The sequence below is a fragment of the Hyphomicrobium sp. genome, assembly GCF_020852195.1.
Classification (GTDB): domain Bacteria; phylum Pseudomonadota; class Alphaproteobacteria; order Rhizobiales; family Hyphomicrobiaceae; genus Hyphomicrobium_C.
Genome location: NZ_JADZBI010000102.1, coordinates 1 through 20779, shown reverse-complemented (window position 1 = coordinate 20779; position 20779 = coordinate 1). Strand labels below are relative to the sequence as shown.

The window sequence follows — 20779 nt, the reverse complement described above, 5'->3', positions numbered from 1 at the left end:
CGAACGCCTCTTCAGGCTGCGTTCGCGACGTCCGGGGGCGCCGTCAGCCCGGATCCGCACCCAAGGCAGTGGCATCCGCAGCTTTGCCGGGGCCGGCCCGTGTGATTGTCGGCGTCGACCAGGGGCCGTGAACCTTGAACGATCCCAACGTCTTCGCCGCCGGATCCACTGGCGCGGCGCCGGCCATCGGCGCGATCGAGAGTACGAGATCGAGGGCGCCCTTGTCGATATCGACCGTTCCGGTGGCCGTGACGGTGCGGCTGTCGACAGTCGCCTCCACGCCGCCCGTGGTCAGAACGCCGCTCGCGGCCGTGAAACTCGCAGTCAGACGGCTCACCGTGGTCGTGCCCGCGCCGACCGCCCCCCAGCCCTCAACCGGAGTTGGCGCCGACGCCGCGGCCGGCAGCGCATCAAGATCCAGGCCGAGGCGTCCCCCGTCGCTCATATGGAGCGACAGCTTGCCCTCGAGTGATTTCGCAATATCGGCCTCGCTGGCGCCCGTGGCGTGCAGGTCGAGCTTGATGTCGCCCGAGCCGTCGAGGGCCGCCGGCCCGAGGCGGGGGGCCACGACCGTCGCCAGATCCAGGTCGTCGAGATCGGCGCGCAGCGTGTAGCGCGGCTCGGCGCCCGTGGTGTCGATCGTGAATTGGCCCTCTCCGCGGCCGCCCTGCTCGAGCTCGAGCTCGGCGATCTCGCCGTAGAGCCGTCCGCCCTTAACGGAGAGGCTCGCGGCGCAGCGGCCCAGCCGATCGGAGCCGCTCATCACATTGCCGGCGGATATGCGGATGTCCGCGTCGAGGTCGCTCAGAAACGAGGGCGAGGCGAGGCCGGGGATGCGGAGGCCGGAAATCCAGTCCGATGCCAGCGCGAGCGCATAGGGCCGCGAGGGTGCCGCATAGGGCGCGATATCGAACGACCCGAAGGCCAGCGTGCCCTCGATCAACGGGCGCTCGGTGCCGAGCTTGACCATGAGCGCGCCCGTTGCCGCATTCCCGTCGAGCGTGAACTCGGCGTGCTCGAAGGATATCGCCTGCTCCTCCAGCGTGAGGAGGCCCTTGGCGGTGAAGGAGCCGAGCCCTGATCCCGCCGGCCACGACGCGCCGAGCCAGTTGGCGAAGGCGCGCAGGTCGGAAATGGAAAGCTCGGCGTTCTCTGCCGTGATCTGCCCATGCTCGCCCGTCGCCAGGCGGCCATTGAAGGCCGCCGCGATATGCTCGCCCTTGACGGCGGCGCGCACCTGGACCGGCGCGTCGGCGGGCTTGTCCCTCGGCTGCGGGAAGGCCGCATCGATGTCGAGGCGCTCGCCGCGGAACTCAATCTGCCCCCTGACGCTCACAGAGCCGGCCCTGTCGGGCGTGATCTCGACGTTGCGGAGGGACACGCTCGCGGACGCGCCACCGCCCGATTCGATGACCACCTTGGAATCGAGGACGGTGAGGCTGCGGAACTTGAAGCCTGCGAGAGAAGCGACCACAGGGCCTAGTTCGGCAGGTATGCCCGTGCCGGCTGCGGCGGCAGGGGACAGGGCAAGCGATCCCGCACGGTCGATCACCACTTTGGCGCGATCGAGGACGAGATCCGCACCGCCGCCCTGCACCAGCGCGCGAAGAAGAGCGCCGACACGGCTTTCATCAGCGGCCGGACCAACGAGCGCAACGGTGCCTCTTTCAATCACCACCGAGGGTGATGCGAAGAGAACGAGCGGCGTTGTGATGGCGACGGCCTCGCGGGAATCCGCCCGCACCGTCGAGCCTGGAATCGGCTCGCCTCTGCGCGCACCGATCATGACAGGAGCTACGAGCGCCGTACCGATCGCAGCGATCAGAACGATCGCAACAACCAACGGGCGACGCCTATCAGCTTTGCCAGTCATCAGGCCGCTGTCCCGCGTTTGGAGGCATTCGTGAAAGCTACAAGAGAGCTGCCGATCGTCCCCGGCTCGGCATGTGCTTATCTTCTTAATGAACACGATACGGGTGCGCAATACATCATGGCGGCCCGAACACGCGATGCATCAGCAGAAAAATTCACATCTTCAGATGCATAAGGTCTCGCTCCCAAAATCGTAGTTACTCCGTAGGGCGATCGATGCGCGGAAAGCGAGGCGCATGCTCTGCGCTTGCCAGAGCATGGCGATGGCGTGGCGGAAATTCGGCGAAACAAAGACATCGATAGCGGAGGGCAGCGCACCGCCACCCTCCGAACAGTCATCGTCGTCAGTCGAGCTTGAAGCGCACCTGCTCGGGCTCGTGGTCCGGCATGGTCAGCGAGACGACGATAGTCGTGCCCTTGCCGGCATTGAAGCTGCCCGCGCCCTTCAGAATGTTGCCGCCGGCCGGCGTCAGCGTGACCTGCTCGGTCTTGCCGTCGGCGAGCACCGTTGCCGAGGCCTTGGCGCCGCTCGTGTCCTCCTCCTCGCCGTCCTCATGGCGCACGTAGAGCTCGAGCGTGCTGCCCTTGGCCACAAGCTCGAGGTGGTGGTGAGAGGTGTGCTCGACGATTCCGCCGTTCTTTGCGTTGTGGTCGTGAGCATGCTCGTGGCCTTCGTCGGCCATGGCTAGGCCCGCGCCGATGACAAGCGCCGCAAGGCCAAGTGCAAATCGTCTGATCATCAGATAGCTCCTTCGTGGTTCGTGGAGGTCAAAAGGCTTCGGCGTGAACGGCGGCGTCCTGCTCCACGCGCAAGCGCTCGAGTGGCTTCCTGCCGAAGAGCAGGAACAGGACGGGGGTCAGAAAGGCATCGAGCAGGGTCGCAGTGACGAGCCCACCGAAGATGGTGATCGCCACGGGGTGCAGGATCTCCTTGCCGGGCTCGTCGGCGCCGATCATCAGCGGCACGAGCGCGATGCCGGCGGCCAGCGCGGTCATCAGCACCGGTGTCAGACGCTCGAGGGTGCCGCGCACGACCATCTCGCGGCCGAAGCGCTCGCCCTCGAAAAGCACCAGATTGATGTAGTGGCTGATCTTCAGGATGCCGTTGCGCGTGGCGATACCGGTCAGCGTGATGAAGCCGATGGCGCTCGCGACCGAGAACGGCTGGCCCGCGATCCAGAGCGCGGCCACGCTGCCGATCAGCGCCAGCGGCACATTCCCCATGATGATGAGGGCGAGCGCCGCCGAGCGGTAGCGCGTGTAGAGCACGACGAAGATCAGCGCCAGCGAGACCACGGACAAAAGCGCGATCAGGCGCGAGGCCTCCTCCTGCGCCTGGAACTGGCCTTCGAGGCGCGTGAAGTAGCCCTGCGGCAGCGGCGCGGCGGCGATCTCGGCGCGGATGGCCTCGATGATGCGCGCCATGTCGGAGCCGTCGGTGTTGGCCAGCACGGCGATGCGGCGGCGGCTGTTCTCGCGCAGGATCTGGTTCGGGCCGTCGGTCTCGATGACGTCGGCGACGCTCTTCAACGGAATGCGACCGGCCGGGCTCTCGATCAGCATCTCGCCAAGCGCGCGCGTGGTGCGGTCGGCATCCGAGAGGCGGAGCACCACGTCGAAGCGCTTCTGCTGGTCGATGATCTCCGAGACAACGCGGCCGTTGGAGAGGGTCTCGAGGGATTCCGTGATCGTGCTCGGGTTCAAGCCGTAGCGCTTGGCCTTCTCGTAGTCGATGCGGACCTGCAGCTCCGGGATGCGCACCTGCTTCTCGGTCTGAAGGTCGACGACGCCTGGAATGCGCTTGAGCCGCGTCTCGAGGTCGGCGGCGAGGGCGCGCAGCGTATCGTAGTCGTCGCCGTAGATCTTGAGCGCGATCTGGGCGCGCACGCCCGAGAGCATGTGGTCGAGGCGGTGCGCGATCGGCTGGCCGACGGTGATCGATGCGGGCAGAACGGCCAGGCGCTGGCGAATGTCGGCCAGCACGGCCTCGCGGCTGCGCTCGGAAGGGCGGAGATCGACGTCGAGCTCGCTCACGTGGACGCCCTCGGCATGCTCGTCGAGCTCGGCGCGGCCCGTGCGGCGGCCGACGGAATGCACCTCCGGCACAGCGCTGATAATGTTCTCTGCAAGCCGGCCGATGCGATCGGATTCGGCGAGGCTGATGCCGGGCTGCAGCGACACGCCGACGAGGACCGTTCCCTCGTTGAACGGCGGGAGAAACGCGCGCGGCAGCATGGCCGCGGCGGCGAGCGCGGCCAGTACGGCCGCGACCGGCATTCCGATCACGAACAGCGGGCGCTCGAAGCACCAGGCGAGGCCGCGCTTCTGCCAGCGCTTCAAAACGCGGACGACGGGGCTTTCATGCTCGGCAAGATGCTTCATGCGCGGCAGCAGATAGTACGCGAGCACGGGCGTCACGGTCATGGAGACGAGCAGGCTCGCCAGGATGGAGACGATGAAGGCGATGCCGAGCGGTGCGAACAGACGGCCCTCGATGCCGGAGAGCGCGAACAGCGGCAGGAATACGAGAACGATGATGGCTGTCGCGTAGAGGATCCCGGTTCGTACCTCGATGGAGGCTTGCGCCACCACCTCCTCGGTGGAGCGTTTGTCGCGATCGCCCGCCGCGCGGTGGAGACCGAGCCTGCGATAGATGTTCTCGACGTCGACCACGGCGTCGTCCACGAGCGCGCCGATGGCTATGGCGAGACCACCGAGCGTCATGGTGTTGATCGAAAGGCCCATGAGCTCGAACACGATGACGGTGGTCAGCACCGAGAGCGGGATGGCGAGCAGGGAGATCAGCGTCGTCTGCCAATTGAGCAGGAACAGGAACAGAACGACGGCAACGACGATCAAAGCCTCCACAAGCACGCGCTGCACGTTGTCGATGGAGCGCTCGATGAAGGTCGCCTGGCGGAACTGCACGTCGGTGACGCGCACGCCCTCCGGCATGACACGCTGCAGCTCGGGCAACGTGCGCTCGATCTCGCGCGTGATGGTCACGGTGTCGGCGGTCGGCTGCTTCTGCACGCCGAGGATGACCGCCGGCCTGCCGTTGAAGCCGGCGTCGCCGCGCTTGGTGCGGGCGGCGAAATCGACGTCCGCGACCTGGCTCAAGGTCACAACCTGTCCGTCGCGATAGGCGACAACGAGGTTCCTCAGATCCTCTATGCGCGTCGAGCGGCCGATGTTGCGGATCAGAAACTCGCGCGTCTTCTGATCTACGAAGCCGCCGCCGGTGTTGACGCCAAACGACTTGATCGCCTGCTCGATGGCCTCAAAGCTGATGTCGAGCCCCGTCATGCGCCGCGGGTCGGGAACGACCCGATACTGGCGTACTTCGCCGCCGATGGGGATCACCTGCGAGACGCCGGGCACGGTCAGGAGCTGCGGGCGGACGGTGAAGTCGGCGATCTCGCGCAGCGTCATCGGGTCGGGCGCCGTGCCCGACGCGGTCGCCTCGGCCGATATGGCGATCAGCATGATCTCGCCCATGATGGAGGAGATCGGTCCCATCTGCGCGGTGACGTTGGGTGGAAGCTGCTCGCGCACGAGCTGAAGGCGCTCGGCGACCTGCTGGCGCGCGAGGTAGATCTCCGCCGACCAGTCGAACTCGATGTAGACGATGGAGAGGCCGACGCCGGAGACCGAGCGCACACGCGAGACACCCGGCATGCCGTTCATGGCGGTCTCGATGGGGAAGGTGACGAGCTGCTCGACCTCCTCGGGCGCAAGCCCTTCCACCTCGGTCATCAGCGTGACGGTGGGCCGGTTGAGGTCGGGGAACACGTCGATCGGCAGGCGCGCGAGCGTGATCAGGCCGTAGACGCTCATGGCGACGGCGGCGGCGAGCACCAGCAGGCGGTTGGCTAAGCTGCCGCGGACAATAGCGTTGAACATTCGCCGGCCCTCCTAGCGCACCTGGTTGATCAGCTCGGCCGCCTCGACGACCACGCGGTCGCCCTTGGCGAGGCCGAACATCACCACCACCCGCTCGCCATCGAGCGGTGCGGTACGCACGGGGCGAGCGGCGAAGCGCTCCGGCGCGACCTTGATCCAGACCTGCGGCAGCCCGTTCGGCGCGCGAACGACGGCCGCGTCCGGCAGCACGATGCCCTCGACCGGCGCGCCATGCCGGATCAGCACCTTGACCGTGCCGCCGATGCCGAGCGAGGCGTGGGGCTCGTCGACGCTGAACAAGAGCGGCAGTGCCTGCTGGCGCAGCGCCGGCGCGCGGCCGACGAAGGTGAGCGGGATCCTGTGGCCCTCGGCATCGACGGCGGTGGCGGCGGAAACGGGGTTCTCGTCGTCGGTGCCGTGGATGCCGATGGCTTCGATCCAGAGCCGCTTGGGATCTACGATCTCGAACAGCGTGTCGCGCGCGGAGACCACCTGCCCGGGGCGGACGGTGGCGACGGAGATGATGCCGGAGACGGGAGCCTTCAACTCCAGCCGCTCCGTGTTCTTCGGCTCCAGCACGCGCTTCTGCTCGCGGAGCGAGGCGATCTCCTCCTTGGTGTCGTCGATCTCCCGCTGCGGAATGTACTCGCCGGAGATACGCGTCAGGCGCGCGAGCTTCTGCTCGGCGATGCGCAGCTTGCCCTCGACGTCGGCCGTGACTTGCGCGAGCGTGCCGCGCTCGTAGACCGGCATGGCGGGCGCGAGCAGGACCAGCACCTCCCCCGCTTCGACCTTCTTGCCGACGTAGGACACGCTGCCCGCAGCCAGCTCGATCTGCCCATCCATGGGGGCTTGCACACGGCCTTCGTGGGCAGGATCGGCGATGACGGTACCGATCAGCTCGGTGCCGGACTGGGCTTTCTCGATGACGGCTGGCGCCGTGCGCACATGCAGCAGGCGCTGCGTCGGCTTGGGAAGAAACACCTCGCCGTTCGGCAACTTGACCGGACCGCTGCCGGGCGCTGCCGGTGCGGCAGCCTCGCCGTGGTCGTGGCCCTCGTGGGCGCGGGATAGATCCGGAAGCGCTGCGGCCGCGACGACGGCGATCAGCACGATCTCCGCAGCGTTGCGCAACGAACGCTCGGGCTTTTGCGAAGGTGCGGACTCGACGCCCGTGTCGTCGGGCGGGAGCCGTGCGGGGCGGAATGCAAAGCCGAGGAAGAAGCCACCGAGTCCAATGGTCAAAGCGAGCAGCCACAGCTCGGGGCGCGCCAGGAGCGACCGCCATCCCGCGACTGCGCCGCTCTCCTCCGCTTCCACGGAGATCACCAGCATGCCGGCCAAGAGGTCCATCGATCCCTCGGTGGCAACCGTGAACGTCAACGCCTTAGTGCCGGGCTCGTGCACCCAGTCGGCCTCGAGCTCGTAGGTGCCGTTGCCGACCTCCTTCGCTGTCGCCGCGGGAATGCCCTCGCCCATCACATCGATCTTGGCGCCGTCCACGGGCGCCGTGGTGGTGATGCTGTCGAGGTAGATGGTGAGCGTGCGCTCCGTGGCGGTTGCGACGAGCTCCAGCTCGGAACTCTCGGCGACGAGCCTTGGTGCGGCGGGCGTAGCGGACGCCGCCGCGTCTCTCGAATGGTCATCGTCGCCGTGGGCGTGGCCAAGGGCGGAGAACGCGGTGAGGCCGAATACGAGTCCGGCGAACAGGGTCGTGGCTAGACGGGTCATGCGTGACGCCTCGGAATCCATGCGGATTTTCGAGCAAGCGACGGAGCCGGGATGGAGGTCGGGGGCTGCGTGGCTCCGCTCGGAGCCAGAGGCAGCGCCATCCATGCGCAAGCACCCATCGGTTGCGATCAGGACGCCTCAGGTCCGCTCGGCGAGCGAAGGCGAGGCCGGATCAGGCGATGGCGCGGGGAGGACGGAAAAGCGGGGAAGCGAGCTGCCCGTGCGGGATGTGCGAGGCGGCGGCCGGGACGGACGTGCGCTCGTGAGGCAACTTCAGGGTGAGGTCGGCCGCGGGAACGGCATAGGTACAGCAGCAGTGCACGTGAACCCCGGCACACAGGTTGCCCTTCGCGGCCGGATCGTCTTTGTCCTGATCGTGCGTGGCATCGGCGACATCCAGAACGTTGCCGGTGTGCTCGTGGTCGGCCGCGTGATCGTGCAGGCCATGGCCGCCGTGGTCGTGCACGTGGAAGGCTTCCAGCACGGCCGCATAGCCGTTCAGGCTGCCGGCGCTGAGCAGCACGGCAACCATCAGCAAGTGCAGGACCTGGCGAGCCAAACGGCGCATGCTCAAGAAAAACCTGAAGATTCGTAGGCGTTCAAGCCGAATGCCGTGTACCTTTATCGCCGAGACATGTGGCCGTTCGATGATGATCCGTCAAGCATCGCGGCCCCAGCGGACGTCGCTCGCCGCAGGATCGGGCTCATGGGCAGCAGGTGCAGGCGAGCCGGTCGGCGCCATGGCCCCACGGCACGCTCCGCTTTTCCGGATTGCGTTTCCAGTTTCGAGCTGCGGCAAGATGGCTCGCCGGAAATGGTATTGGGTGGTCGTTACCTTACGTAGAGTTACGCAGTTTGGTAAGTAAGTGCCCGCGTGACGACGGGCCATGATGCTCCGGGCGGACTTCATTCATGAACAAGACGGAGATGCGATCCCCGAAACTTTTCACGATCGAGAGCAGCGATCGTGACGAGCTGTCAGGCTATTTTTCCGAACGCGTATCGAAGGTGGCGATCTCACCCGTTTCCAAGGCGAGCAGCGTGACGATCTCGGCAGCCGTCGTACCGATCGGCTCCGCGGTGGCTTTCCAAACGAAAATTCCGGGCGGCGCGCGGTTCCGCCAAGCCGAGGACCTCGACGGCTTCTTCCTCTTTCTTCCGGCCGATGACGGACGCGCTATCTGGAAGGTGGGAAGCAAGGAGGTCGTCTGTGATCATACGGCCGGATATCTCGGCCGCATGAACGAGACGGACACCATGGACTGTGTCGGCCAATGGGGCCACATGGCCGTCAAAGTCCCCTACGATCAGATAACGCGCACTCTCTCCCATCTGCTCGACCAGCCGATCGTCGGCGCGTTGGAGTTCGATCCCGCCGTCGATTTGACAACTGCGCCCGCAAAGGCGCTCTCATCCATGGTCCGACTCGCATTGACGCCGGTCGACGGCGAGGCCTTCCTTTCGACGTCGCCTGTCGCGGCGGCTCAGTTCTCGGAAAGCCTGACCTTGCTGCTGCTCGAGAGCTTCCGCCACACCTACACGGACACCCTCTCCAACGGCGCCTACACGCTCAAGCCGAAGCATGTGAAGCGGGCCATCGACTACATGCGCGAGAACGCAGGAAGCGCGCTTACGCTGCAGGAGATCGCCGCAGCGGCCGGTGTCAGCGTTCGGGCGCTGCACTATGGCTTCAAGAAATTTCTCGGCGAGTCGCCGTTCGAGCACCTTAGGCAGGTCCGGCTCGAGGCTGCCTACGCGGATCTGACGCAAGCGCCAGAGTCCGTCTCCATCGCCGAGATAGCCAAGAAGTGGGGATTCGCAAATCCCGGGCGCTTCGCGCTCCTCTGCAAGAGGTGCTACGGACATACGCCTTCAGAAATTCGACAGATGAAAGCGCGCCCGAAGCGATAGCGTGCCGGCTCTCTGATCACGCCTGGCACCGACAGGGCGGAAGCGATCGCGGTCTAGCGGATGTTGAACTGGATCGGCAGCGACAAGCTGCGCGCAGTGACGGTGGCCTCGTCGGGCGGCACCGGGAGGGGGCTCGCCCGCGACAGCATCTCCAATGCCTCGTCGTCGAGCAGCGAGGAGCCCGATCCCTTCACGATGCGCGCGTTCGTGACACGTCCCTCGCGATCGATCGCGAAGCCCACCGTCACGACGCCCTGAATGCGGCGGGCGCGCGCTTCGCCCGGATAGCGCTTGTGCTTGCTCAGGTGCAGGTGCAGGGCCTTCTGCCAGGACAGGATCGCCTGATTGGGCTTGCGCGATGCGCCCTGATGAGGAGCCGCCGCCTGCGGACCCTTTTCTGCGGCCTCGATGGGAGGCGGAGCGGCTGCCAGAGAGGCGACGGTCTGGGCCTGCACCTCCTCTTGTGGCTTCTTCTCCTCTTCCTCCTCTTCTTCCTCGATGGGTTTCACCTTCTCGAGGGCAACCTCGGGCTCCGGCACCAGTGGCGCCTCCTCGACCGGAGGAAGGAGCTCCTCCGGCTTCAATTCCTTCACCTCTTCGGTGGGAGGGACGGGAACGGAATCCTCGGACTGCGGCCCGGGCGCGAGATCCTGCCGCTCCTCGGCCGGCGCAATCGGCATCGGCGCGAGCTCGATCAGCATGGCGCCTTCGGGCTCATCGTCGACCTCCTCCTCCGGCCACTGCCAGAGAGCCGCGGTGGCGCCGCCGACATGGAGCGTCAGCACCAGCAAACCGGCGCCGGCCCATCGGCGCCAGCGTCGCCATGACGGCTCCAGCAGCTCGAAGGTGGTGATCATGGGCCGACCGCAGCGCCTCCGGCCGCGGGCGGCGTTGCCGGCTGGCCTTGCTTGGCGGGCGGCATGGGTGCCTCCTCGAGGCCGACCAGCGCAACTTTCAGATACCCCGCTGCGCGCAGGAGGTTCATCACGATCATCAGCTCGCCATAGGGAACGGTCTTGTCGGCGCGCAAGAAGACGCGCTGCTGGCGATCGGCGCTGGTTGCCGCGTCGAGCGCATTGCGGAGCTGCCCGCGCGCGATGGTGTCATTGCCGAAGGCGAGCGACAGATCCGACTTGACGGTGAGGAAGAGCGGCTTCTGAGGGCGCTGCTGCGGCTTAGCCGTGGCGACCGGCAGATCGACCGGAACGTCCACCGTCGAGAGGGGCGCCGCGACCATGAAAATGATCAGCAGCACCAGCATCACGTCGATGAACGGCGTGACGTTGATCTCGTGGTTCTCGGAGAGGTCGTCGCCGTCGTCGAGCCGTGCTGCCATGCCTCACCTCACTCCGCGGCGCGGGCCGCGGGCACAACCTTAAACCCCCGATCGAGATCGCGCGAGACGAGCCGCAGGACCTCCGCCGAGACCTCGCCGATCATGGCCTTGTAGCCGCCGATCTGGCGGGCGAAATGGTTGTAGATGATGACAGCAGGAATGGCAGCAACAAGGCCCATCGCGGTGGCGAGAAGCGCCTCCGCGATGCCGGGCGCGACGATCGCGAGATTGGTGGTCTGTGCTTCCGAGATGCCGATGAAGCTGTTCATGATGCCCCAGACCGTACCGAAGAGGCCCACGAACGGCGATGTCGAGCCGATGGTGGCGAGCACGCCGGTGCCGCGGTTCATGTCGCGGCCCGCTGCGGCGGTCAGCCCTTCGAGACGCGAGGCCACGCGTTCCTTGATGCCGGCCTTGTCGGAAACGTCGGCGGACAGGTGAAGCTCCACCGCCGCGTGCTCGATCAGACCCGACACGATGCCCGTCTTGCCGCCCAAGCGCTGCCCGGCCTGCGCCAGGCTCGACGCGCCATGGATGGCCGAGAAGGCTTGCGCAAGGCGCCGCTTGGCCCACGTCAGCTCGAGCGACTTGGCGAGCCAGACCGTCCAGGTGACCACCGAAGCGAAGGCGAGGCCAATCATCACGGCCTTCACGACCAGATCGGCGGCCATGAACATGCCCCACGGCGAGAGGTCGCGCGGCAGGTGGGAGGTGTCCGCGGGCTGGCCCTCGGGTGCTGCGGTGGGAAGCTCGCCGGCGGCCTGAGCAGGCTCGGCATCCGGAGCGGCGGCGGGCGAGGCAAGAGGATCGGATGCGGCCGACGGATCGGACGACGCAGCGGGAGCGGAGGGCGCGGCGCCAGACGGCGTCTCAGCGCTCTCGGCCGGACTTGGATCGGTGGCCTGTGCCGTCGGTGCGGCCGACGGCGTCGGCTCCGTGGCGGGGCCTGCATTCTCAGTCGGCGTTGCGGCAGGTGCAGGCGGCGCCTCGGCGGCGGGCGCCTCCACGGCAGGCGTGGCGGCCGGCGGCGGGGATGTCTCGGGTGCCGAGGGCGCGGGCGATGTCGTGGCTGCATCCGCAGGCGTCTGCTCCTGCGCCAAGAGCGGCGCCGAGGCGACGGAGGCGATCATGATGGCCGTGAGCACGCGCGCCGATCGGGCCGTGCGTCTCCGCCATCCTGGAACGTTCAAGGAACACTTCGTCATGACTTTAAAGTACCCGCCCTTTCGACCGCACGCTCCCGGGACATAAATTAAACTATACTAGTCCTGTCAATATTTAGTCGCGCTCGCAGATCTCGGGACGTGGCGTACGGACTGCGCAATACTGTCGCGTTTTCGGCAACCTATGCGCAATTCCGCAGGCACCATTGCCGAGGGTCGGCGCCTGCGCCTCCTGCATCTACCGGAACGACGCCGCCGCCGCAATGTGCCGGGGTTCGTCATGGTTGAGCGCATTGCGCGCCCTTTGCGGGCCTACCTCAGGAAGCGCCGGAAGCGCCGTTGGGCAAGAACGAAGAGGACGCCCCCGATGGCGAGCAGCGCAAGGAACTGCGGCCAGACCACGTCCAGCCCCGCGCCGCGGAACAGGATCGACTGCGCAAGCGCCACGAAATGCGTGTTCGGGGCTGCCGCCATGATTGCCTGGATGACCTCGGGCATACTCTCGCGCGGGGTCACGGCGCCGGACAACATCTGCAACGGCAGCAACACCAGCATCAAGAGAAGACCGAACTGAGGCATAGTGCCGGCGACGGTGGCCAGGAAGATCCCCATGCAGGTGGTGGCAAAGAGATGCAGGGCAGTGCCGGCAATGAACAGGCCCATCGACCCCTGAATGGGGACCGCGAGCGCACCCTTGACGATGAAGAAAAGGGAGAAGGCCGACGCAAGCAGCACGACAAGGCCCATCGACCAGATCTTGCTGACCATGATCTCGGTCGGCGTGACGGGCATGACGAGCAGATGCTCGATGGTGCCGTGCTCGCGCTCGCGGATCAGCGCGGCGCCGGTCAGGATGATCCCCAGCATGGTGATCGACGTGATCACCTCCGTGATGGTGCCGAACCAGCCCTTGTTGAGCTCCTGATTGAACCGTGCGCGCAGCGCCAGATCGACCGGCACGACGGACGGGCTCCGGTAGCGGTTCAGGAATTCGGACACCTCGCTCGTGACGATGGACTGGACGTAGCCGCCGCCGCTGAACGCCTGCGTCATGCGGGTGGCATCGATGTTGAGCTGGATGGTCGGCGACTTCCCGGCCAGGAGATCGCGCTGGAACTCCGGCGGAATGTCGAGGGCAAAGGTGTCGAGGCCGGAATCCATGCGGGCGTCCATCTCCCGCTGCGAAATGAGATTGGGCGGCATGAAGTACGGCGGATAGAACGCCTGGACGATGCGATAGGACGCCGGCGACCGATCCTCGTCGACGATGGCGATCGGTGCGCGGTTCAGTGTCTCGGGCAGCGCCTCCGCCGCCGTGTAGATGTTCAGCGTCATGGAATAGACGATCAGGATCAGCAGCACCGGGTCGCGGGCCAGGCCGCGCAACTCCTTTATGCCGAGCTGGAAGATGTTGGCCGCGTGCATGGCTACACCGCCTGCTTCTTGAGCCGCACCGCTCCAAGCACGAGCAGCACGGGAACGGCGATCAGCAACGGTATGAACGATCCGGCGAGGTCGCCGAAATCGAGCCCCTTGGAGAAGGTGCCGCGCGCGATGGTCACGAAATAGGTGGTGGGATAGATGTGCCCAATGAAGGCACCGGCGCCCTTGAGCGACGACACGGGATCGATCACGCCCGAGTATTGCACGGCCGGAAGGAGGGTAATGAGCGTGGTACCGAAGATGGCGGCGATCTGGCTCTTCATGAACGTCGATATGATGAGGCCCAGGCCCGTCGCGACGATGACGTAAAGCAAGGCAGCGGCAGTGAGCGTGAGGAAACTGCCGGTGAACGGAACGCGGAATATGAAGATCGCGAATGCCGCCAGCAGCAGGAAGTTGAGCATGCCGAGCGCGACGTAGGGGACCTGCTTGCCGAGCAGAAACTCGAGGCGCGTGACCGGCGTGACGTAGAAGTTGATGATCGAGCCCAATTCCTTCTCGCGCACGACGGCGAGCGCGGCCAGCATGGCCGGTATCATCATGAGAAGAAGCGGGATGATGGCCGGAACCATGGCCACGAGGCTTTGGACATTGGGGTTATAGCGATAGCGCAGCGCGAGCTGGAAGTCGCCGACGGTCGCCGCATCGCCGTAGATCTCGCGGGACTTCTGCGTCAGCCAGGTGACATGCATGCCCTGCACGTAGCCGCGCACATTCTCCGCGCGCGTGGGCATGGCACCGTCAATCCATGCCCCGACCTCGACGTTCTTGCCACGGGCGATGTCGCGCCCGAAGCCTGGCGGGATCTCGATCGCGAGGCTGATCTCGCCGTTGCGCATGCGCCGATCGAGATCGACATAGTCGGTGATCGGCGGCTTCTCGGTGAAATAGCGCGAGCCTGCAATCTGCAGCGTGTAGTCGCGGCTGATGGTCGTGTCGTCCCGGTCGAGCACCGCGAAGGCCAGGTTCTCGACATCCATGTTGATGCCATAGCCCATGACGCACATCAGGATGACACTGCCCAGGACTGCAAGCGTGGCGCGGATCGGATCGCGCTTGAGCTCAAGCGCCTCGCGATGCGAATAGGCAAACATGCGCCTGAGATCGAGGAAGCGCGCCTGCCTCTGCGCATCGCCGCGGTGCGGCCGCGCAACCGGCTCGGACGCCTCAACCAAGTCGCCTGCCGCAAGTCCGTCGATGGGCTCGTTGCTGGCGTCCTCGAGGTAGGCGATGAACGCCTCTTCCAGCGTGTCCGCCGATCGCATGGCCATGATCGCCCCCGGCGTGTCGCTGATCAGCACCTTGCCCGCGTGCATCAGCGATATGCGGTCGCACAGCTCGGCCTCGTTCATGAAGTGCGTGGAGACGAAGATCGTCACCTGATCCTTGCGGGACAGGTCCGAGAGGATCTGCCAGAAGCCGTCGCGGGCGATGGGGTCGACGCCCGACGTCGGCTCGTCGAGGATCAGGATGTCCGGCGCGTGGATCATTGCCACGGCAAGCGACAGGCGTTGGCGGATGCCGAGAGGCAGTGCGTCGGGGAGCGACTCCATGACGCCCGTGAGGCCGAAGCGGCGCGCCATCTCGTCGATACGATCGGGAATGACCTCGGGCGCGAGCGCGAACAGGCGTGCGTGGAGGTCGAGGTTCTGGCGCACCGTGAGCTCTGAGTAGAGCGAGAAGGACTGCGACATGTAGCCCACGCGCCGGCGCACATCGATGTCGCGCGGGTCCACCTCGCGCCCGAACAGGCGCGCGGTGCCGGCGCTGGCCGGAAGAAGGCCGGTCAGCATCTTCATGGTCGTGGTCTTGCCGCAGCCGTTGGAGCCGAGGAAGCCGAAGATCTCGCCGCGCGGGATGCGGAAGCTCACATTGTCCACGGCCGTGAAATCGCCGAATCGCATCGTGAGATGGTTCGCCTCGATGGCCGGCTCGCCGTCTCCGTCCGGCGGCCGCGGCGGAATGACGACCGCATGGTGCTCGTTGCGCATGGCTTCGGGCAGCAGGGCGATGAATGCCGCGTCGAGATTGGGCGCACCCGTCTCCTGTAGAAGGTCTTCCGGCGATCCGGTCGCGAGCACGCGGCCGGCGTTCATCGCCACCAGCCAATCGAAGCGTGCCGCCTCCTCCATATAGGCGGTGGCGACAACGACGCTCATGCCGGGGCGGCTCCTGCGGATGCCGTCGATGAGCTGCCAGAACTGGCGCCGCGACAGCGGATCGACGCCGGTCGTCGGCTCGTCGAGGATGAGCAGGTCGGGATCGTGGATCAGCGCGCAGCAGAGGCCGAGCTTCTGCTTCATGCCGCCGGAAAGCTTGGCCGCCGGCCTGTCGGCGAACGGGGCGAGCCCCGTGCTCTTCAGAAGCTCCGCGATGCGGCGCTCGCGCTCGGCCCTGTCATGGCCGAAGAGACGGCCGAAGAAGTCGACGTTCTCGAACACGGAGAGCGTGGGGTAGAGGTTCTTGCCGAGCCCCTGCGGCATGTAGGCGATGCGCGGATAGGCAGCCTGCCGATGGCGGACGTCGGCGATGTCTCCACCGAGGACCTCGATGCGGCCCGCCTGAACGGCGCGGGCGCCCGCAATCAGCGACAGCAGGGTGGACTTGCCGACCCCGTCCGGACCGATGAGCCCCACCATGCAGCCCGACGGCAGATCCAGCGTGATGTCCTCGAGCGCGCGCACCTTGCCGTAGGACAAGCCGACGCCGCTCACGCGTGCGACGGGCGCCTGGGGCCGCGATGGACCGGCGGTCTCGCGCGCGGTCATTGGACCAAATTCTCCGATAGGCGAGGTGGCCATTCCGCGGTCGGATCGAGCCGGACGTAGGCCATGCCGGGAAGCCCGGTCTTGACCTGATGGATGTACTTGCGCAGCAGCTCCGGCGGGATCTGCGCCTTGATACGGAACATGAGCTTCTGGCGCTCCTCCGCCGTCTCGACCGTCTTGGGCGTGAACTGCGCGACGTCGGAGACGAACGTCGCCCTGGCGGGGATGACGTACTGGGGCGCGGCGTCCAGCACCAGTCGCGCCTCGGCTCCCAACGCCACCCGTCCGGCCTCGGATGTCGGCAGGAAGAAGGTCATGTACACATCACCGAGATCGACGAGGTTGAGCACGCGGCCGCCGGCGGCCAGCACCTCGCCCGGCTGGGCGACGCGATACTGAACGCGACCGTCGCGCGGGGCCTTCAGCGTACTGTCGTCGATCTCGACGGTGAGGCTCTCGATGGCGGCACGGGCGGCGTCGACGGCGGCCTCGGCGTCGATCACCTGCGCCTTGGCGGCGCCGATGGCGGCATCCGCGGCGGCATGTTGCGCCTTGGCGGCGCCCACGGCGGCGCGTGCGCCCTGGGCTGCGGCGCGATCCGTATCCAGCACCTGCTGGGAGACGTTGTCCTGCTTGGCCAGATGCTCGGTGCGGACGAGCTTGCGCTCCGATGCATCGAGCTGCGCCTCCTGCTGCGCGACGACGGCAATGGCCGCCGTCCGCTCCGCCTCGCGCTGAGAAACGACACTGTTGGCGGTGTCCACACCGATCCGCGCGCGGCGAAGCTGGGCCTCGGCCTGACGTCGCTGGGCTTCGAGCTGGTCCGTGTCCATGCGGGCGAGCACCTGCCCGGCGGTGACGAAATCGCCCTCGTCGACGACTATCTCCTTGATCCGCCCAGCGATCTTCGTCGCAATGTCGATCTCGACGGCTTCGATGCGGCCGTTGCCGCTGGCAATGCCCGACGGCAAATCGCTCGCGCCGAGCTTTTGCCACGTGAAATAGAGTCCCCCGGCTAGCACAAGCGCAAGCGCGCCCATGAGCAGTCTTTCGCGGTTCGCGGCCAAGGTGCGGGCGCCTTCGGTAAGGCCGCGCAGGGTGCGGCCGGCTTCGGAAAGTGTAGCCCGGGACGCGGCGACAAGGCTCGCCGCGCCGCCGGAACGTTGATCAGCCATTAACGTTGACTCCGCGTCTCAAAGGAACGCCTCCAGGCGCTCAATGCTTCCGAAATCGCCTTTGCCGCACGATGACATCGACCGACCGGCCTTGTCTCCCTGGTAAATCGCGCGGGCGTTCGTGTGGGTGCATTGACCGTGATCAACGGCGGTTGACTACCGGACCTGCTAGATGGGCCATATGGTCCTATATTCCGACGAGGCTCCCATGAGTCGAGCATCAGCAGCTCAGCAGGCGGCCAGCACGCGCGAGCGCATCCTGGATGCTGCCGTCCAGCGCTTCTCCCGGCGCTCCTACGAGGAGACAGGATTGCGCGACATCGCGGCGGACGTCGGCGTCGACGTCGCCTACGTGCATCGGTGCTTCGGGTCCAAGGAGAAGCTGTTCGCCGAGGCGGTGCGGGTGGCGCTGAAGGCGGACCGCAGCTTTCCCGACGACTCGAGGGAGCTCGGGCGCGCGCTCGCCCGGCAGGCCCTGGCGCGGGACGGCAAGCACTCCCACGGGCGCACCGGCTCCCTCGACATCGTGATCCGCTCCCTGTCGAGCCCGCAGGCCGCCGCCGTGCTGCGGGAGTTCATCGTCGCTGATTTCATCACCCCGCTCAGCCGGCACGTCGATCAGCCGTCGCTGCGGCGGGCTTCGCTGATCATGGCCTTTCTCGCAGGGCTCGGCATTCTGAGGAACGTGCTCGACGTCGCATCGCTGCGCGAGGCGGGCGGAGGCGAGCTCGAGGCCATGATCGCGTGCATCATCCAGCTCATCATCGCAGCTCCGGCATCAGGCCGCGCCTGACGCATCCGATTGGAAGGAGAGCCCCATGAATATCGCGATCGCCGCTCCGAAGACCCAGCACGAGGCGATGCCGTCGCATCCCTGCGACGAGACGCTCGGCAGCGAAGGCTTCCGCGCCATCGACCGCATGCGCGATGCGCTTCTAGCGCAGCTTAGCGGCGGCATCTCGCCGGCCTCGATAATGCTCGCGATGTTCGACTGGTCGATCCATCTGGCGTCGGCACCGGGCAAGCAGATGGAGCTCGTCCAGAAGGCGCTGCGCAAGTCCGTGCGCCTCGCGACCCACTGCGCCGCCGCTCACGCGCGCGCCGACACGCCGCCCTGCATCGAGCCCCTGCCCGGCGACAACCGCTTCCGCGCCGAAGGCTGGCAGAAGCCGCCCTACAGCCTGTGGGCGCAGGCGTTCCTGCTCAATCAGCAGTGGTGGCACAACGTCACGAACGAGGTGCCCGGCGTCATGCCGCATCACCAGGACGTGGTCGCCTTCGCCGCGCGGCAGCTCCTCGACATCGTCTCGCCGTCGAACATTCCATTCGCCAACCCGGAGGTGATCGATAAGGCGATCCAGACCGGCGGCGCCAACTTCATCCAGGGCTTCCAGAACTGGGTGGAGGACGTGAACCGCCTCGTCATGGGGCAGCCGCCGGTCGGCGCCGAAACCTTCACCGTCGGGCGCGACGTCGCGGTGACGCCCGGCAAGGTCGTCTATCGCAATCATCTGATTGAGCTCATCCAGTTCGCGCCGGCAACCGAGTCCGTGTGCGCCGAGCCGGTGCTGATCGTGCCGGCCTGGATCATGAAATACTATATCCTCGACCTGTCGCCGCAGAACTCGCTGGTCCGCTACCTGGTCTCACAGGGGCACACGGTGTTCTGCATCTCCTGGCGCAATCCCGGCGCCGAGGACCGCGACCTCAGCATGGACGACTATCGGCGCATGGGCGTGATGGCGGCACTGGAGGCGGTGAGCGCCATCGTGCCGCGCACCCGGATCCATGCGACCGGATACTGCCTCGGCGGCACGCTGCTCTCCATCGCCGCGGCCGCCATGGCGCGCACGGGCGACGACCGGCTCGCTTCCCTCACGCTGCTTGCGGCGCAGACCGACTTCACGGAGCCCGGCGAGCTCGCGCTCTTCATCGACCACAGTCAGATGCACTTCCTCGAGAGCATGATGTGGAACCGGGGCTATCTCTCCGCCGACCAGATGGCGGGGGCGTTCCAGCTCCTGCGTTCCAACGACCTCGTGTGGTCGCGCCTCGTGCACGACTATCTCATCGGCGAGCGCACGCCGATGATCGATCTCATGGCCTGGAACTCGGACACCACGCGCAGGCCCTACCGCATGCATGCGGAGTACCTGAAGCGCCTCTATCTCGACAACGAGCTGGCCGCCGGCCGGTTTATGGTCGACGGCCGTCCGGCCGCGCTGCAGAACATCCGCGTACCTGTGTTCGCCGTCGGCACCGAGCGCGATCATGTGGCGCCCTGGCGCTCCGTCTACAAGATCCACCAGCTCACCGACACCGACGTCACCTTCGTGCTGACCAGCGGCGGCCACAACGCCGGCATCGTCAGCGAGCCGGGGCATCGCGGACGCAGCTTCCGCATCGCGCACAAGCGCACCGCCGACACCTACCTCGGTCCCGCAGAGTGGACGGAGATGGTGCCCCCGAAGAGCGGATCATGGTGGGTGGACTGGACCCAATGGCTCGCGGAGCATTCGACGCCGGGCCGCGTCGCGCCGCCCGGCCTTGGCGACCGCGAGAAGGGGTATGCGCCCCTCGATAGCGCACCGGGCACGTATGTGTTCCAGCGGTGAAGGGATGGCGGCGATGGACACGGGGCCACACAACGTCCTGGCCATCGGGCCAAAGGCTACGAAATGGTACCGCCTCCCCGGTGCAGCCGATACCGCCCGACTGACTCGATCCCGTTTTGCCTGAACGCATGAGGCATAGGAGTCTCGGAACAGGAGTCAGCACTATAAAAGGTAACTCTGCCGAGAAAGCGGAACTCGGCGTCGCACACTGATAAGCTCGAGAGTGCGCGATTGTATGACCGCAGCGCATCGGGAAGCCGACACTGAGCGATAGAGCGTGGGGGGACGAGGGTCACGCGTTAGGGCAACCTATCGTACACGCTTGCTGCGGATGTCATTCATCAACAGGTGGACATTTTGCAGGTTGGCTCTGAAGAAGATGTCAAACACTGTGCCTGCCAGTGGTATCGCCCCGAAAACAACGTCAATCGCCACGTTGTAAGCCATGCGGCGGACGAGAGGCCCAGGTGCGCCCAGTCGCCGGGCCACCACGACAATCCGGATGGCAAGCGCGGCGGACACGAGATCGCCCGCAATGGGAATGAGACCCAAGACAGGATCCCAGCCGAAGCGAATCTTCGTGAACGGCAGTCTGAACTGACAGTCTAGGCTTTCAGCCAGACGATCGATACCGTCGAGAGAGCGCAGGTACTCTACTGGCGTGGGCTCGTTTCCGGCGGGCACCTGCATTCCCATGATCATACGAGCCTTTCGCGACAGGTCGAGCTTTCGAACGCTGCCGCGCGTACGTTGTCAAGGAGGCATCGTACGAGATCTGCTTGCGAGCGAAGGCGACCCGGCGCCGTGCCCACGGCCCAGCTCGGTCTTTATGGAATTCCTATAAGGACGCCGCCTCCGGGGT

At 66.3% G+C, this 20779-nt stretch carries 15 protein-coding genes; 3 read left to right on the top strand and 12 right to left on the bottom strand.

Annotation, left to right across the window (positions count from 1 at the left end; genetic code table 11):
- Positions 1-43 precede the first annotated feature (43 nt).
- The 5 genes from IT540_RS08400 to IT540_RS08380 all read right to left on the bottom strand — a co-directional run bounded on the left by IT540_RS08400 (position 44) and on the right by IT540_RS08380 (position 8074).
- Positions 44-1873, bottom strand: coding sequence for an AsmA-like C-terminal region-containing protein (locus tag IT540_RS08400; RefSeq protein WP_291175723.1), 1830 nt, complete (start codon positions 1871-1873; stop codon positions 44-46).
- Positions 1874-2216: 343 nt separating this feature from the next.
- On the bottom strand, positions 2217-2612 hold the full coding sequence (locus IT540_RS08395; RefSeq protein WP_291175720.1) for a hypothetical protein: 396 nt from the start codon (positions 2610-2612) through the stop codon (positions 2217-2219).
- A gap of 28 nt (positions 2613-2640) precedes the next feature.
- Positions 2641-5775: an efflux RND transporter permease subunit gene (locus IT540_RS08390; protein ID WP_291175717.1), complete on the bottom strand. Its 3135-nt coding sequence runs from the start codon at positions 5773-5775 to the stop codon at positions 2641-2643.
- 12 nt (positions 5776-5787) lie between these two features.
- Positions 5788-7506 (bottom strand): HlyD family efflux transporter periplasmic adaptor subunit, encoded by a 1719-nt coding sequence (locus IT540_RS08385; protein ID WP_291175714.1) that lies wholly within the window; start codon positions 7504-7506, stop codon positions 5788-5790.
- A gap of 172 nt (positions 7507-7678) precedes the next feature.
- Positions 7679-8074 carry a hypothetical protein gene (locus tag IT540_RS08380; protein WP_291175712.1) on the bottom strand — a complete coding sequence of 132 codons (396 nt, stop codon included), beginning with the start codon at positions 8072-8074 and terminating at the stop codon, positions 7679-7681.
- A gap of 344 nt (positions 8075-8418) precedes the next feature.
- Between IT540_RS08380 and IT540_RS08375 the strand changes: the two genes are divergently transcribed.
- Positions 8419-9417 (top strand): AraC family transcriptional regulator, encoded by a 999-nt coding sequence (locus tag IT540_RS08375; RefSeq protein WP_291175709.1) that lies wholly within the window; start codon positions 8419-8421, stop codon positions 9415-9417.
- A 53-nt stretch (positions 9418-9470) separates the two neighbouring features.
- On the opposite strand, the gene IT540_RS08370 is transcribed toward IT540_RS08375, so the two are convergent.
- The 6 genes from IT540_RS08370 to IT540_RS08345 all read right to left on the bottom strand — a co-directional run bounded on the left by IT540_RS08370 (position 9471) and on the right by IT540_RS08345 (position 17194).
- Positions 9471-10274: an energy transducer TonB gene (locus tag IT540_RS08370; RefSeq protein ID WP_291175706.1), complete on the bottom strand. Its 804-nt coding sequence runs from the start codon at positions 10272-10274 to the stop codon at positions 9471-9473.
- On the bottom strand, positions 10271-10753 hold the full coding sequence (gene exbD, locus IT540_RS08365) for a TonB system transport protein ExbD (protein ID WP_291175703.1): 483 nt from the start codon (positions 10751-10753) through the stop codon (positions 10271-10273). Before exbD ends, IT540_RS08370 begins: the two co-directional genes overlap by 4 nt.
- An 8-nt stretch (positions 10754-10761) precedes the next feature.
- A complete protein-coding gene (exbB, locus tag IT540_RS08360) occupies positions 10762-11958 on the bottom strand; it encodes a tonB-system energizer ExbB (RefSeq protein WP_291175700.1) in 1197 nt (398 codons plus the stop codon).
- A gap of 270 nt (positions 11959-12228) precedes the next feature.
- On the bottom strand, positions 12229-13341 hold the full coding sequence (locus IT540_RS08355; protein ID WP_291175697.1) for an ABC transporter permease: 1113 nt from the start codon (positions 13339-13341) through the stop codon (positions 12229-12231).
- 2 nt (positions 13342-13343) lie between these two features.
- Positions 13344-16127, bottom strand: coding sequence for a ribosome-associated ATPase/putative transporter RbbA (gene rbbA, locus IT540_RS08350; protein WP_291175694.1), 2784 nt, complete (start codon positions 16125-16127; stop codon positions 13344-13346).
- Positions 16124-17194 (bottom strand): HlyD family efflux transporter periplasmic adaptor subunit, encoded by a 1071-nt coding sequence (locus IT540_RS08345; protein WP_366029524.1) that lies wholly within the window; start codon positions 17192-17194, stop codon positions 16124-16126. Before IT540_RS08345 ends, rbbA begins: the two co-directional genes overlap by 4 nt.
- 316 nt (positions 17195-17510) lie before the next feature.
- Here IT540_RS08345 and IT540_RS08340 point away from each other — a divergent pair, with 316 nt between their 5' ends.
- Both IT540_RS08340 and IT540_RS08335 read left to right on the top strand, forming a co-directional pair.
- The gene (locus tag IT540_RS08340; protein ID WP_291175691.1) at positions 17511-18095 is read left to right on the top strand and encodes a TetR/AcrR family transcriptional regulator; all 585 of its coding nucleotides are present in this window, start codon (positions 17511-17513) and stop codon (positions 18093-18095) included.
- A 67-nt stretch (positions 18096-18162) separates the two neighbouring features.
- The gene (locus IT540_RS08335) at positions 18163-19917 is read left to right on the top strand and encodes an alpha/beta fold hydrolase (protein WP_291175759.1); all 1755 of its coding nucleotides are present in this window, start codon (positions 18163-18165) and stop codon (positions 19915-19917) included.
- A 309-nt stretch (positions 19918-20226) separates the two neighbouring features.
- On the opposite strand, the gene IT540_RS08330 is transcribed toward IT540_RS08335, so the two are convergent.
- On the bottom strand, positions 20227-20607 hold the full coding sequence (locus IT540_RS08330; RefSeq protein ID WP_291175689.1) for a DUF4112 domain-containing protein: 381 nt from the start codon (positions 20605-20607) through the stop codon (positions 20227-20229).
- Between the last annotated feature and the right edge of the window lie 172 nt (positions 20608-20779).